Genomic DNA, 15,201 nt, shown 5'->3' with positions numbered 1-15,201 from the left:
ATGTTCACGCCTTTTTCTTTTGCCATTTTAATCAGTTTATTGGCCAGGTCCAGCTTGTCCATTTCTACCAAAGATGAGCCAATAGCGCCGCTGTCTGCTTTCACAAACGTGTACGACATGGCACCACCGATCAGCAGGTTGTCAACACGGTCGAGCAGTTGCTCAATAATCATAATTTTATCAGAAATTTTGGCTCCACCCATAATAGCGGTGAAAGGGCGTTCTGCTTTTTCTAGTACCCGGCGGGCATTTTCCAGCTCGGCCTGCATTACGTAGCCCATTACCTTGTCGTTCGGGAAATAACGGGCTACCACTGCCGTAGAAGCGTGTTCGCGGTGAGCGGTACCAAAGGCATCGTTTACATATACATCGCCGAGCCTGGCAAGTTTTTCAGCAAAGGCAGCATCGCCTTTTTCTTCCTCTTTATAAAAACGCAGGTTCTCCAGCAGCAGGATTTCGCCTGGCTGCAGGTCGTTTGCCAGCTGTACGGCGTCATCGCTAATGCAATCGGTGGCGAACTTCACGTTTGTCTGGAACTCCTGCGACAGGCGGTTTACCAGGTGCTTAAGCGAGAATTTTTCCTCTGGTCCGGTTTTAGGCCGCCCCAAATGCGACATCAGGATAACAGCACCACCGTCAGCCAGAATTTTCTGGATGGTAGGTACTGCCGCACGAATACGGTTGTCGTCCGTAATGTTATACTCTTTGTCGAGCGGTACGTTGAAGTCAACACGTACAAGTGCCTTTTTGCCGGCAAAGTTGTAGTTGTCTACTGTTCTCATAAGTAGTGTTTTCTTTTTGTTTGAATTTGATCTGCAATTGGCAGCTGTGCCACAGGTTTACCTACTGTATACTGCTATTGCGGATATATGGACAAATATAGTTAATTACATATGAACTCTTTACCCCGACTGACAAAGATCATTATTTCTTGTTGGCACTGTTAGAGCAGGTCTAGGGCTGCTGGTGGTGGAGTGAGTAACGGTAGAATGACTGCTGCCTAGTAGAATTGTTAAATGATTATAATGTTGAATGGGTTCATCCTGGAAATCCTCGCCGAGGCATACTCAAAAGGTTCAGACCCTTGACCTCTAAAAGCTGAAAAGTCTTCTGAAGGCTGTTTTTATTAGAATAATTGCCTATGAACCTGAAAGTCAACCTTCTTCTCAAACCAAATTCTCAATTTTGAACCTCTAATTTTGAATTTTAATTAAAACTATTGTACCGGCCTTACACGTTACATTTGCAGCCAATTGGTATTGGTATAGAAGTAACTAAATTTACTACCTTTGCAGGAATGAGAGTAGGAATAATCTTTGGAGGACCGTCGCGCGAGCGTGAAATCTCGTTTGCAGGTGGTCGTACAGTTTTCGATAATCTGGACAAGGTTTTGTTTGAGGCCGTGCCGGTGTTTGCCGACAGCCTGGGCAACTTTATTCTGCTGGACTGGCGCTTTATTTACAAAGGCACCATCCGCGATTTTTACCCGCCGGTAGAGTCGCTGCCCGAGAGCGTGCACCAGTTGCAGGTGTACATGGAGTCGTTGGGAGAACTGAGCATAGCCGAGCAGGACGCCATTATAGCCAAAACCGGCAAGCGCCTGCTGCCCCACGAGTTCCGGCAACATTTCGACTTTGCTTTTCTGACGCTGCACGGCCCACATGGCGAAGATGGCAGTATACAGGGGCTGCTGGAGTGGTATCATATTCCGTACTCCGGTTCCGGTATTCTGCCTTCGGCCATCGGCATAGACAAGGTGGCCCAGAAAGAAATGCTCCGCCAGCACGGTTTCCCTACTCCGGCCTACAAAACTATCTCTTATAACCAGTGGTCTGACCTTAGCCAGCGCGAAGGTATCTTTGCAGAACTTGTTTCGGAACTTGGTTTGCCGCTGGTGCTCAAGGCACCGCACCAGGGTTCGTCTATTGGTGTGTCTATTGTGCGCGAAAAAGATTTCAATGCTTTTGAGCAGGCCGTGGAGCGAAGCTTCTTTACTAAAACCATTTACAAGCAGCAGTGGCTAGCCTTGGACGAGGAGAAGCAGGTAGCCAGCATGAAACAGCTCGTCGACATCAGGGAGGGAATCGGTATGCCGGTGGTGCTGGCCGATGGCACCTGGGTGTACCATCCGGAGGAACTGCTGGCGCAGATAAACCATACCTTTAGCAGTACCTCCGCTGATAGCTTACGCTTAGCCAGTGTGGAGCGGGAGCAACTGGTGCTGGTAGAGGCATTTGTGAGTGGTAAGGAGTTCTCGTGCATTGTGGTGCAGGACGAAACCGGAAAGCCTATTGCGCTGCCTCCAACCGAGATCGTGAAGGGCAACGAACTATTCGATTACCGATCTAAATACCTGCCGGGCCTGAGCCGTAAAATTACACCGATTAACTTGCCAACCGAAGAGATTCAGCGCATCAGGGAAGCCTGCAGCAAGCTGTTTGTCGCGCTTGGCTTTAACGTATATGCCCGCCTCGATGGCTTTATTACCGAAAGCGGCGAGCTGTTCCTGAACGACCCGAACACGACCTCGGGCATGTTACCGTCTTCTTTCTTCTTCCACCAGGCAGCTGAAATCGGGTTGAACCCGTCGCAGTTCCTGACCTACATTATCCGGACTTCGCTGGCCGAGCGCCTGAAATCGGGCAAAGACACCGTGCTGTTTACAAGGCTGCTGCAGGACCTCGACAAAGCCATAAAAGATGAGCAGGCGCACCGCCACGACAAGGTGCGGGTGGGCGTAATTATGGGTGGCTACTCCTCAGAGCGCCATATTTCGGTGGAGAGCGGCCGCAACATCTACGAAAAACTTTCTTCTTCTTCAGATTACGAGCCGCTGCCTATTTTCCTGACCGGCAGAGACGAGAAGCATCATTTATATACCATTCCGGTAAACATTATGCTCAAAGATAACGCCGACGATATTAAGGAGAAGATTCAGCATTTCGAAAACGGGGGGCAGCCGCACCCGGTGCTGGCGCAGATTATGCAGGAGGCTGCCAGTATTACCCGCAAATACACCGGTGGCATCTTAAACAAACCGCAACGCCTTACTTACCCGCAGCTGAAGAACCTGGTGGATGTGGTGTTTATTGCCTTGCACGGCAGACCGGGCGAAGACGGTGCCCTGCAGCAGGAATTGGAGAAGCTGCATATCCCTTACAACGGCTCCGGCATCCGCTCCTCCCAGATCACCATCAACAAGTTCGATACAAACGAGTTGCTGGCTAAACATGGTGTGCCTGTGGCAAAACATAGTATGGCTTTTAAGGAAGAGTGGCAGGAGAACCCGGAGGCTTTTTTCCAGAGCATAGAAGCAGCATTTAATTATCCGTTTATAGCCAAACCAGCAGACGATGGCTGTAGTTCGGCCGTGAAAAAAATAAAGAACCGAGCTGAGCTGGAGGCATTTTCGAGCCTGATTTTCCGGGAAACGGAGGAGCTGGATCCGGCGTGTGCCCGCACCTTATCACTTGGGTTTAAAGAGGAGTTTCCGAACAAAGAAGGTTTCCTGATAGAAACATTGATTTCGAGAGAGGGCGCGAAGCATTTCCTTGAGATTACAGGTGGTTTGCTTACCCGCTACAGCCCCGATGGCACCGTGGAGTACGAGATTTTTGAAGCCTCTGAGGCGCTGGCCGAAGGAGAAGTGCTGTCGCTGGAAGAGAAGTTTCTGGCAGGGGAGGGGCAGAACATTACCCCGGCCCGCTATGCCACCGACCCTGAGCGGCGGCAGCAGATTTCAGAAAAAGTGAAAGCCGACCTAAAACGAGTAGCGCAGATACTGCAGGTAGAGGGCTATGCCCGCATCGATGCTTTTGTGCGGGTGATGGAAAACGACGAGGTGGAGACCATCATCATCGAAGTTAACTCACTCCCTGGCATGACTCCGGCCACCTGCATCTTCCATCAGACTGCCATTAACGGCTATAAGCCATACGACTTTATAGACCGTATTCTGCAATTCGGCATAGATCGAACCAGAATGAGAGCGGAGGTGTAGCCAGGTGGTACAGCGGCAACCCTTGACATTTTAAAGCTCTATAGGCTTTGGAAGAGCAGTTTAATTAGAATAATTGGTTTTACTAGTTCAAGAACGTCCCCCTTTGAAGGGAGGTAGGGGGATGATTGACAACAAAGGAAAGTTATATAGTTCTGCCTGATAACCTCCACTTTAACAAAAATTTAAAACCCTTTGCCAGAGCACTTCGGTCAGACTCAACGAAGGCTGAAATAAGATTGTGGTGCGAGTTATTGAGCAAAAGCAAATTAGGATATCCTTTTTTACGGCAGCGACCAGTACTAAACTATATTGCTGATTTTTTATGCAAGGAGTTAAAATTGATTATTGAAGTAGATGGCTATTCTCATAATTTTAAATTTGAGGAAGATAAGCAAAGAGATGCAGCCTTGGCGGAATTAGGATTTACCACACTCAGATTTACACATGAGGAGATGATGAGGGATCTGGATAATGTTCAACGGACAATTGAGAGCTGGATTGCTGAAAACAAGAAGTAGAAGGCCTGTGGAAAGTCATCCCCCTACCCCCTTCAAAGGGGGACAAAATTACCGGCTTTTCGGCAACATAGAATAAAGTACAAGTTTAACATATTACTGAAGCAAATGCAGCTTCAGGCGATTCAACTCAAAATATAAAATGTTTAAAGTAAGATCATTGAAGGATGTGCTGATACACCTGGCCATTATGGCGGTAATAGTGGCGGTGATGGTGGTGGGCTTTTTTTACTGGTATTTGCCGGCTACCACCAATCATGGCGAGTCTATATCGGTGCCCAAAATTGTGGGTATGCAACTACCTGAGGCCGAAGGGTACCTGGAGGAGCAGAACCTCCGCTACTTTGTGAACGACTCTTCATACCAAACCGATAAAAAGCCATTCGAGATTCTGACACAGGACCCGGCTCCGGGTGCCAAGGTAAAAGAGAACCGGAAGATTTATGTGAGCATCAACATGAAAAACCCGCCCATGATCAAGATGCCAAAACTGATCGATGGTTCGGTGATGAACGCAGAACTGATTCTGAAAAGCTACTCACTTCGCAAAGGCCAGATTACCTATGTGCCTGACCTGCAGCAGAACGCGGTGCTGAAGCAATTTGTGGGAGGCAAAGAAGTAAAACCAGGCGACCTGGTGCAAAAAGGTGCCGTCGTGGACCTGCACGTAGGAAACGGACTAGGCAATACTGAATTTGAGATTCCGGACGTTATAGGAATGCCTGTTGATGAAGCTTCTGTGCTGCTGGTAGGGCAGGGGCTGCAGATCGGGAACATTATTTATGTGCAGGGTTCAGGCGAGCCAGACGGTACGGTAATCAGGCAGCGCCCCATTGCGCAGGTGGGAGCCAAAATTCGGGTGGGAGAGCTGGTAGACCTGTGGGTAGCGGGCGAAGAGGGTTCTACCCCACTTTTTGAATAGAAATGAAGCAAGCGGGTTGCTGTTTTGGCAACCAACTGTAACGGAAGCATGAGAGAAATTCTGGCGGTATTCGCTTTTGTATTACTTTATAACGTGAGTGTGGTTGCACAGGTCACGCTCATGCCGCTACAGCAGGAAAGCCGGTCTGTTGCCGCTGATGCCATTAAAAGCCAACCTGCCTCCAATTCCCGTCTTCAGGCTAATACGCTTCCTTTTTTCGATGATTTTGCTGCCACCACTACTGGCTTACCTGATCCGGAACGCTGGGAAACGGCAGGCGGCACGTACATCAACAACCGGTATGGCCGGAACCCGATCAGTATTGGCGTGGCTTCTTTAGATGGCGTAAATGCAGCAGGAGCACCTTATGCACCTTTGTCTGTTGCCACGGGTGCATCCGATACGCTTACTTCTCAACCGATTATGTTGGGAAGTCTGGTGCCTGCCGATTCGGTTTACCTGAGCTTTTACTGGCAATCGGGTGGCCTGGGCGATGTGCCGGACCGGACATCGAACAATAGTTTTTACCTGGTACTGGAGTTGTTGGATAATGCCGGAGCCTGGCAGCCAGTGTGGCAACAGAACGCTGTAGGCGAGGTCACGGAGTTTGCCCAGGTGTTTGTGGCGCTCAGTGACGGCCGGTTTCTGCATGACGGGTTTCAGTTCAGGTACCGGAACATTGGCCGCAGAACTGGTTTAGCCGACGTCTGGAACCTGGATTATGTAGAGCTGGACAGAAACCGCCGCAAAGGTCAGAACACCTCCACCGATATTACTATCAGTCGCCCGCTTACGCCATTGCTCCGTCATTATGCAGCCATGCCGGTGCCGCAGTTTCTCGAGAACCCTCAGGCCGCTCTTAGCGAGGAGGTAGTGGCAACGGTGAATAACCTGGGCAGCATTCCGGGAGCGATCAGCTGGCGTGGCTACATCAAGCTGGCAGAGGCAGGCTCTCCAGTCGATACTTTTTTGCGGGCCCCGGGCCTGGTGCCGGGCGAGGCGAGGCAGTTCGAGGTGAGCGGAACGCCACGGATCACGAACCTGCCCCTGCCGCAGGAGGCTTTTAAAATCGTTCAGGGGCTTTTTCTGGACACACGGGAGCAGAACCCGCTGCAGCGCGCCAACGATACGGTGCGCCAGGAAACACAGTTCGCCGACTATTTCGCCTACGACGACGGTACAGCAGAGGCCGGTTTCAGCTTTATCTCCTCCAGTTCCACACAGGTAGCTCAGCTTTATGAACTCAACCGCCCCGATCAGCTGCGTGCTTTCCGGGTGTATTTTCCGCAGGTCGGCAATAGTTTAGAGGGTACTTCGCTCATATTCAGAGTCTGGAACGATGCCGATGGAGTGCCAGGCGAATCGGTTTACCAGCAGGCTTTCCAGATACGGTACTCGGAGGTAGCGAACCAGTTTTACGAGGTGGTGCTGCCGCAGCCGCTCAATGTGTCGGATCGGTTTTATATTGGCTGGTCGCAGCCGGGAGGGCTGTTCGTGAACATTGGTTTCGACCGGAACTCCAGTGCCGCAGGCCGACGCTTTCTGTGGGGCGGGGTAAATGGCTGGGTATCAGATGCATTTACAGAGGGTGCCGTAATGATGCGCCCTGTTATGACTGGCGAGGCGCTGAGTGTGGCAGAGGAAATAGCCGCAGACCCCTACTTTCTCTATCCGAACCCCACCACCGGCCCGGTGTTTATAGACGGCATCTATCGCCGGATCAGCGTATACGATATGATGGGCAGAACCGTACACAGCCAGGTGGCGGCTGCTGCCGGTAAACCCGTAGCATTAGGACATTTGCCAGCTGGCATGTACACGGTGCACATAGAAACAAGTAAAGGAATTATCGTGAAAAAAATAATGGTAACTAAATGATGATAACAACTGACATTACAGCCGATGAACTGAAAGAGCGCCTCAACAATGGCGAAACACCGGTGATCATAGATGTTCGGGAGCCGTGGGAGTATGAGGAATCCCGGATAGAAGGCGCCAAGAACATTCCGCTCGGCAGCCTGCCACAGCAGCTCGAAGACCTGGAAGACCTGAAAGACCAGGAAGTGATTGTGCAATGCCGCTCTGGTGCGCGATCAGCCAATGCCAAAGCCTTTTTACAGCAAAATGGCTTTAGCCAGGTTAGAAACCTGCTCGGCGGAATTCTGGCTTACCAGGGATAATACTTTTTTTTTACATAAAAGCCCGACAGGTTCTGAACCTGCCGGGCTTTTATGTTTGGAGGAAATGCAGTGTTTGCAACAGAAAGAGATTCGAGCTACAAGCTCGCACCAGCGGAAATGTACAGATGGTGAACAACCCTTGGCACAATTTCAGGAAAGATGCTTTGGAAGGCTGTTTTCATTAGAATAATTCCTCCTGTAATAGATTCGCTTCGGAGGGTTGCTACCGGCTCTTCAGATGCTCGCAGGAGCTGCGCACACTGCAAGGTCCTGCGAGCGTTTTCTTAAGCCTGCAAAAAGTGTATTCAGCCAATTCTTCTAATCAAAATGGCCTTCCGAAGGAATTTAGTTGTAAAACTGCCAAGGGTATAAGTGCCTTTTCTCACCTAACTACCAATCCTGGATACAGCAGCAGGAGGTACGCTACTATCACTCCCTCATACCTTCACTCACTCATCCATTCATTCCTCCATCCACTCACTCTTTATTCACTCACTCATTCAATAATAAAAGGAGAAGGAGTGAAGCAGAGGATGAAGATGACGATGGCGAGAATACCGAGTACTTTGCGGCTGGTGGTAAGGGGGCGTTCGTCGGGGCAGGAGGGGTGAAAGATGCCCATCACGCGCGAGAGCAGTAAACCGAACAGCAACCAACCGGTGTAACCATCTGTTCCCGGGAAAGCCATTGAGATCAGGACTTGCAGTGCCAGCACAAGCAACAGGAGGTACACCGCGTATTTCGGTTTAGGAACGGCTGGCGTTAACACAAAGAGCAGGTACAGAATGTAAAGCGGCCACCACCAGATATAGCCAGCCAAAGCCGGAAAAACGGTCGAAAGGCTGTACTGCAGCATCAGCATAACAAAAGTAGCGGCGAGGCTGTGCCGCCGGTTTTCTATTAATTTGCTGAACGCCCAGTAGGTAAAGGCCAGGTTCACGATCAGGAGTTCTTCTTCCCAGAGTGGTTTGGCATACGGTGAGATAACGCCCAGGCCGGCATACAGAATAAAGCAGGTAAAGAAGATAGGCGATAACCGGTTAAACCGTTTGTAACCGATCAGTCCGTAAAGCACGTGGCCACCGTCCAACTGCCCGATCGGGAGCAGGTTCAGTGCCGTGAAAAAAAGCGACAGGTAACCGGCAAAAAGGTAAGGGTAGTGAATGATTTCGTACTGGTTGGGCACCGTGGCACCGGCAGGCGTTACATATTTTTCGAACAGGACGAACAGCAGGTTCTTTCCGAGCGCAAAATTGCCGAAGTTGTTATTGTACACATGTTGCGCATAGTCGAGGCCGTACTGCCTGTACTCCGGGTGTATCGTAAAGATGTGCTCCGGCTCGGGCAGGTGCGTGAAGGCATAAAAGAGTAAGGGAACAGCTACCGCAAAGCCTGCCAGCGGACCTGCCACCCCAATGTCGAAGAACTGCCTGCGCGACTGTATGCGGCTTTTGATCCGGATAAATGCCCCCATAGTGCCGATGCTGGAGGTGATGCCGAACCACAGCGGAATGTAGTAAGGCAGCGAAACGTGGGTGCGGTAATGGCGGGCGGTAAAATAGTGCCCGAACTCGTGCACCGTGAGCACCCCCAGAAAAGGCAGCGAAAAGTAGAGCCCTCCCAGAAACTCGGCCCAGTTGATGGAGCCGGTGCCAAAGCCATCGGCACTCACCAGAAAAAGCCTGCCAAACCGCCACTCAGCACCAGCCAGTGTGGTGGTGGCCAGCGTCAGGATAAAAAGCAGAATATGCAGGGGGTAATTATGTTGCGACCTAGTTGCTAACATCCCGGAAAACTTTGTTTATAGTAAGAGGTGGCTGCAGGTGTAGCGTTCTGATGCCTACTTTATTGGCGCTTTCGATGTGCTGCATGCTGTCGTCAATAAATAGTGTTTCCTCTTTTTTCAAGCTGTTTTCTGCCAGAATCTGCTCAAACACAATGGCATCTGGCTTTCGCTGGCCGATCAGGTGCGAGTAATAGGTTTTCTCGAACAGCGAATCGAGGCTGGGTATGGTAAAGCTGTGTTCCACCATCTCGTTAAAACGCTTCAGGTGGATCTCGTTTGTATTGCTCATCAGGAAAATCCGGTAATGTTTTCCCAACTCCAGCAGCAGGTCGATGCGTTCCTGCGGAATATCGAGCAGCATGGCATTCCAGGCGGTGTCTATCTCTTCATCGGTGGCCTCCAAGGCATAGGTCTCGCGCAGCTGCTGCCGAAACACGGCAGCTGTGCTGGCACCCGTCTCAAAAAGGTCGAACAGCTTCGACTGTGCTTTCTGGCTGAACTCAATGGTACTGCCCGGCCGGCAAAAGGTCTCCAGCTCCCGAATACTCTTATCATAATCGATGTTAATAATAACACCTCCAAGATCGAATATAATGTTTTTGATGTTTTGTAAAATCACTGAAAAATTTTTCGTTACTATTTGAAATTTACGATACAAATATGTAGAATTGCACTCCGAAATCAAAGAAAGCAGCAGATAAAGCGGTTTTTTAGATCGGAAGGGGCCTATAGCTCATTCGGTTAGAGCAACTGACTCATAATCAGTAGGTGCCTGGTTCGATTCCAGGTGGGCCCACCTGATAATCAAGCACTTACGAGGTAAAACTTGTAAGTGCTTTTTTTATGTACCTACGACTTGCAGAATAATTTTCTGTAAAAGCTGCCTTACTTAAACTTCAACTTAACTTACTGTAATCCGACTTTGTACTGCCGTCTGTTTTAGGACACAAGACGCAGGACACAAAGCATTATCTTCATCCTGTTAAAACGAAAAAAGAATCAATTCAAAATAAAACTGAAAATGATGTGTATATTTAAACATAGGTTTAATCTAAAAAATGGTGTGACACTGGTTATAGCAATATAAAATTCGACTTTAATTTTTGATACTGCAGATTTGATCACTGGTAGATAAACTATATATTATATATGAGAATACTAATATTAGTTGCTTTTCTGCTCTTATTCTTTTTGTCTAATGTTTTCTCACAAACATTTGTTCATTTAGGTATTGAGCATGGTTTATCGAATAACACCGTAAATTCTATCTATAAAGACAAGTATGGATTTATGTGGTTTGCCACTGACGATGGTTTGAACCAGTTCGATGGATATGGGTTTAAAGTGTTCAGAAACAGAGGGAACGACTCCACTTCATTAGTTCATAACCAGGTTAATGTTTTAAAAGAAGATAGCTCCGGAAATGTATGGGTCGGTACAAAAAAGGGGTTATGTACTTTCAGCGGAAGTACATTAAATTTTTTGCAGACATACTATTACCCTGCCGGACAAAGAATAAAAAGCAAATTAACCGCAGATGTAGAAGACATTGCTATAGATAAGGATGGAAATATTTACCTGGCAACTGAAGGCTCAGGGTTAATAGTTCGTACAAAAAAGTCTAAAGAGTTTCTGCAGATAGGCCTGGGGGCAGCAGATGCGACTTACGGGTACTCTGTTGGAACAGTGCATGTGGATGATCGGGGCCGCGTATGGGTTATGGTTAAGCAGGTTGGTTTGCACCTTTTCCAACCTAAAACAAATAAGCTTCAGCTAGTTTCGAAGGAGCTTAGAAAAGCAAATGTTATAAAAACAGCTGCAGACAACTCGTTATGGATTGGAACAGAAAATGGTCTTATCAGGTACTCTATAGCCAGTAACAGCTATGCCCATTTTGAGTCTGATAAAGACAAATTTTTAAATTATCATATAATTGATATTCATGTGGAGAAGGACGGGCAGCTTTGGCTTGCCACCGATGGCCAGGGCATTGTTATTCTGGACCTGAAAAACAAGGATATTAAAACAATTGTATCTGGCGAAGGAAAGGAAGATCTGTCAAGTAATGCTATAACATCTCTTTTCCAGGATAATCAGGCGCGATGGTGGATAGGCACCCAGCGAGGAGGAGTAAATGTTATAGACAAAAATAAAGCACGTTTTACGACTATCAAGCGGGATGTTCTTAAAAAGAATACCCTTCATAATAACTTTATTTCATCTTTTTGTGAAGCTTCTGATAGTATCATCTGGATCGGAACGGATGGCGCTGGTGTATCTGCCTGGGACCGTCAGAATAATACTTTCAGGAGCTTTGTTCATAACAAAAGCAGTAAGGGGGCATTAAGTAATAATTATACTCAAAGTATTTTAAGAGACCATGAAAATAACATCTGGATCGGTACCTGGGGCGGCGGCATAAACAGGTTTGAACCGGAAGCAGGCACTTTCAGGCAATATGCTTGTGGTCCTGACAAATTTGTATGGAAGTTATACGAAGATAGTAAACAGAACTTATGGGCAGGAACAACGGAGAGTGGACCTTTGTACCTGTTTAACAGGAGCCTCGATCAATTTGAAGTGTATGATACGTCTCTTGTAAATGCGATTTCAATTCTGGAAGACAGGTCGGGTACGTTATGGTTAGGTACTTATTACGAACTTATCCGGGTAGATAAGAAACGTGGAAAACACCAGCGATATAACATCGATTTTCCTGTCCGCGATCTTTACCAGGATCGTAAAGGGAATCTATGGATCGGAACCCAGGGTAACGGCCTGTTATGGTTTGAACCGGAAAAAGGTAAATATACCACGTTTACGGAGGCAAATGGATTGGCCAATAATACTGTGCATAAAATTGAAGAAGATGATCATGGAAATCTTTGGATAAGTACTTACCACGGAATTTCAAGATTTGATCCGGTAACAAAACAGTTTAAAAATTTTTATGAGGCTGATGGGCTACAAAGCAACCAGTTCAGCTACAATGCTTCCTTAAAATTACATTCGGGGGAGCTGTTATTTGGAGGAATCAAAGGATTTAACATCTTTCATCCGGATAGTATAAACACTGAAAGTAAATTTCCGGAATTGGTTATTTCGGGTTTGCGCCTGTTTAATAAACCTGTAACGGCTGCTGACAATATTATGAAGCCGGGGCAGGTGCTGTATAGTGTCGATACGATTACATTGCCTTACAACAAAGCCTATATCTCCTTCGATTTTAGTGCTTTGGAATTTACAGCACCTGATAATATTACGTATGCCTATATGCTGGAGAACTGGGACAAAACCTGGAACTACACCAACAACCAGCGCACTGCCAGTTACTCTAACCTTAGAGAAGGGAATTACACCTTACGCATTAAGTCTACCAACGCTGAGGGTATCTGGAATGAACAGGAGCGGGTTGTGCAAATTCAGGTGCTACCGCCTTGGTACAGGTCGTGGTGGGCTTTCTGCGCCTACGCTGCAGTAGTAGCCGGCCTGCTTTATGTTTACAATTTTTACCGTACCAAGCAGGATCGCCTGAAGTATGAACTTAAGATAGCCAGCATCAAAGCGGAGAAGGACGCGGAACTGAACGAGAAGAAACTTTCCTTCTTCACCAACGTTTCGCACGAGTTCCGTACGCCGTTAACCCTCATAATAAACCCTATTAAAGAGCTGGTAGATAAGAAACGGGACCATATAGAGTACCAGGATGTAGCCGTTGTTTACCGGAACGCCCGCAGGTTATTGAGCCTGGTAGACCAGTTGCTGCTTTTCCGTAAGGCCGACAGTGGCGAAGATGTTCTGCGGATAGGTAAGCTCAATTTCGCTTCGCTCTGTGAAGAAGTTTACCTTAGCTTTGTGCAACAGGCTAAAACTAAAGATATACGCTACCTTTTAAACTGCGATGCTACAACCGTTGAACTTTATGGTGACCATGAGAAGCTGGAGATTCTCCTCTTTAACTTACTGTCTAATGCGTTTAAATTTACTCCTGCCGGCGGACAGATAACATTGCATGTAGCCCAGCTCGACCAGCAGGTGGAGGTAGTGGTGAAAGACAGTGGTTGTGGTATTCCTGCCGATGCAGGCAACAAGCTGTTTAATAAGTTTCAGCAAGTGTATGGCAACGGAACGGCGGCCTCAGGAGGTTTTGGTATTGGGCTCTACCTGGTAAAGAAGTTTGTTGAGCAACATAAGGGGGGCATTTCCTATGAAAGCGAACCAGGCAGGGGCACAAGCTTTAAAGTAGTCTTACCTAATGGCAACCACCACCTTTCAGCTGATAGTATGGTGGAGGACAATGCAAAGCCATCTGCTTTTCTGGAAGAACTACAGGTAACCCTGCAGCCGGAAGAAGAGGCGCAGGCCGAGCCCCTAACCCCTCCGGAAGACGAGCTGAACGAACTCGTAATGGAAACAAATTCGCTCTTGCTAGTGGAAGATAACAGTGAGATTCGGCAGTATGTGAAGCAGATTTTCAGCAGCACCTACACCATATACGAAGCAGAGAACGGAGACCAGGGACTGGAACTTGCTCAGGAATATTTGCCAGACGTTATAATAAGCGACATTATGATGCCCCACATGAATGGCCTGGAGCTCTGCAGCAAGATAAAGGAGAATCCATCGCTGAATCATATACCCATTATACTGCTTACCGCCAGTTCCTCACCCGAAATGAAGTTAAAAGGCATAGAGGGTGGTGCCGTAGATTATATTACCAAACCATTTGAGAAAGAATTGCTGGTAGCCAGGGTAGAAAGTATTCTGAAAAGCCGTGATAACCTGCAGCGCTTTTTTTATAATGAAGTTACTCTTAAGACAAACAAATTAAAAATATCAGCCGAGTATAGTACCTTTTTGGCTGCCTGTATCGAGACGATTGAGCGGAATATGGGAGATCCGGGTTTTAAAGTAAAGACTTTTGCACGGGAAATGGGTATGAGCCAGTCTAACCTGTATAAAAAAGTGTATGAAATTTCGGGTAGACCTGTAAATGATTTCGTGCGGTTTATCAGGCTCCGAAAGGTGGCGCGCCTACTCATCGACACTGATTTGAGGATAAATGAGGCTGCATTTGAGGCAGGTTTTGGTGATATGAAACACTTTAGGGAGCAGTTTAAAAAGCTGTTCGGCCTAAACCCATCAGAATACGTGAAAAAATACAGGAAACCCTTCCATAAATGTTATACGCTTAACGAAAAGGTTCTGAAAGAGACGGTAGTTATATAACATGGTGTATTAATGGCCGGTCGTGTTTTTTGCCATACTAGTCCCGCCTATTTTGGCTAAGTTCGATTTACTGCCTTCAGAATTGCTTACAGCATTGGTTTGGCTTCCGAGCATCACAAAAGCGAAGCACCTATTGTAAGCATCGGTTCGTTGCTAATTTTTTAAACCGCTAGGGCTACACATGCCGGCACCTCCACTCAAATACTCTATCTTGAAACATAGAGCTGCCCTGTTAACCCTTGACATGGTTTGGCTCTTTTTTCTTCTGAAGACTATTTTCATTTAAATAATTTGCCACTTCAAGACAGTAAAAACTCTATGGAGCATCTAAGTACATTCACCTTCGTTGTGCCGGGTAAAGGAGCAATTATTCAAATATAACTGGCCTCCAGAAGGTTTTGTGGCCAGATCGTGTCAAGGGTATACCCGACGCATTTTACTTGCCATTACTTAGCACTACCAAAAAACTTTGCCGGATTCGCTAGCCTGCTTCAATGGTACCTTTTTAATTATTCAAATGAAATTGGCCTTCAGAAGGTTTTGCATCCGAATTTGGCCAAGGGCTCACC

At 47.4% G+C, this 15,201-nt stretch carries 9 protein-coding genes and 1 tRNA gene; 7 read left to right on the top strand and 3 right to left on the bottom strand.

The annotated features are described in order from the left end of the window. Positions 1 to 782: phosphoglycerate kinase (locus FVR03_RS13340; RefSeq protein ID WP_147922249.1), on the bottom strand; the 782-nt coding region annotated here is incomplete at its 3' end. A gap of 515 nt (positions 783 to 1,297) precedes the next feature. Between FVR03_RS13340 and FVR03_RS13335 the strand changes: the two genes are divergently transcribed. The 5 genes from FVR03_RS13335 (at position 1,298) to FVR03_RS13315 (ending at position 7,617) form a co-directional block, all read left to right on the top strand. Then, positions 1,298 to 4,000, top strand: a complete 2,703-nt coding sequence (locus FVR03_RS13335; protein ID WP_147922248.1) for a D-alanine--D-alanine ligase family protein — start codon at positions 1,298 to 1,300, stop codon at positions 3,998 to 4,000. Between the two features lie 125 nt (positions 4,001 to 4,125). Further along, positions 4,126 to 4,518: an endonuclease domain-containing protein gene (locus tag FVR03_RS13330; RefSeq protein ID WP_255474214.1), complete on the top strand. Its 393-nt coding sequence runs from the start codon at positions 4,126 to 4,128 to the stop codon at positions 4,516 to 4,518. A gap of 139 nt (positions 4,519 to 4,657) precedes the next feature. Next, positions 4,658 to 5,437 (top strand): PASTA domain-containing protein, encoded by a 780-nt coding sequence (locus FVR03_RS13325; protein WP_147922247.1) that lies wholly within the window; start codon positions 4,658 to 4,660, stop codon positions 5,435 to 5,437. A 48-nt stretch (positions 5,438 to 5,485) separates the two neighbouring features. Next, positions 5,486 to 7,315, top strand: a complete 1,830-nt coding sequence (locus FVR03_RS13320; RefSeq protein WP_147922246.1) for a T9SS type A sorting domain-containing protein — start codon at positions 5,486 to 5,488, stop codon at positions 7,313 to 7,315. Next, positions 7,315 to 7,617 (top strand): rhodanese-like domain-containing protein, encoded by a 303-nt coding sequence (locus FVR03_RS13315; protein WP_147922253.1) that lies wholly within the window; start codon positions 7,315 to 7,317, stop codon positions 7,615 to 7,617. The genes FVR03_RS13320 and FVR03_RS13315 overlap by 1 nt, the downstream gene beginning before the upstream one ends. A gap of 496 nt (positions 7,618 to 8,113) precedes the next feature. Here FVR03_RS13315 and FVR03_RS13310 read toward each other — a convergent pair whose 3' ends face one another. Both FVR03_RS13310 and FVR03_RS13305 read right to left on the bottom strand, forming a co-directional pair. After that, positions 8,114 to 9,403, bottom strand: a complete 1,290-nt coding sequence (locus FVR03_RS13310; protein WP_147922245.1) for a site-2 protease family protein — start codon at positions 9,401 to 9,403, stop codon at positions 8,114 to 8,116. Further along, positions 9,390 to 10,022, bottom strand: coding sequence for an HAD family hydrolase (locus FVR03_RS13305; RefSeq protein ID WP_147922244.1), 633 nt, complete (start codon positions 10,020 to 10,022; stop codon positions 9,390 to 9,392). The genes FVR03_RS13310 and FVR03_RS13305 overlap by 14 nt, the downstream gene beginning before the upstream one ends. 103 nt (positions 10,023 to 10,125) lie before the next feature. Here FVR03_RS13305 and FVR03_RS13300 point away from each other — a divergent pair. Both FVR03_RS13300 and FVR03_RS13295 read left to right on the top strand, forming a co-directional pair. Next, a tRNA-Ile gene (locus tag FVR03_RS13300) sits at positions 10,126 to 10,199 on the top strand. Between the two features lie 353 nt (positions 10,200 to 10,552). Beyond that, a complete protein-coding gene (locus FVR03_RS13295) occupies positions 10,553 to 14,632 on the top strand; it encodes a hybrid sensor histidine kinase/response regulator (RefSeq protein WP_147922243.1) in 4,080 nt (1,359 codons plus the stop codon). The last annotated feature ends 569 nt before the right edge of the window (positions 14,633 to 15,201 follow it).

The sequence above is a fragment of the Pontibacter qinzhouensis genome (assembly GCF_008017455.1).
Classification (GTDB): Bacteria; Bacteroidota; Bacteroidia; order Cytophagales; family Hymenobacteraceae; genus Pontibacter; species Pontibacter qinzhouensis.
Note: the sequence above shows the minus strand (reverse complement) of the source record. Positions and strands in the feature narration are given on the sequence as shown.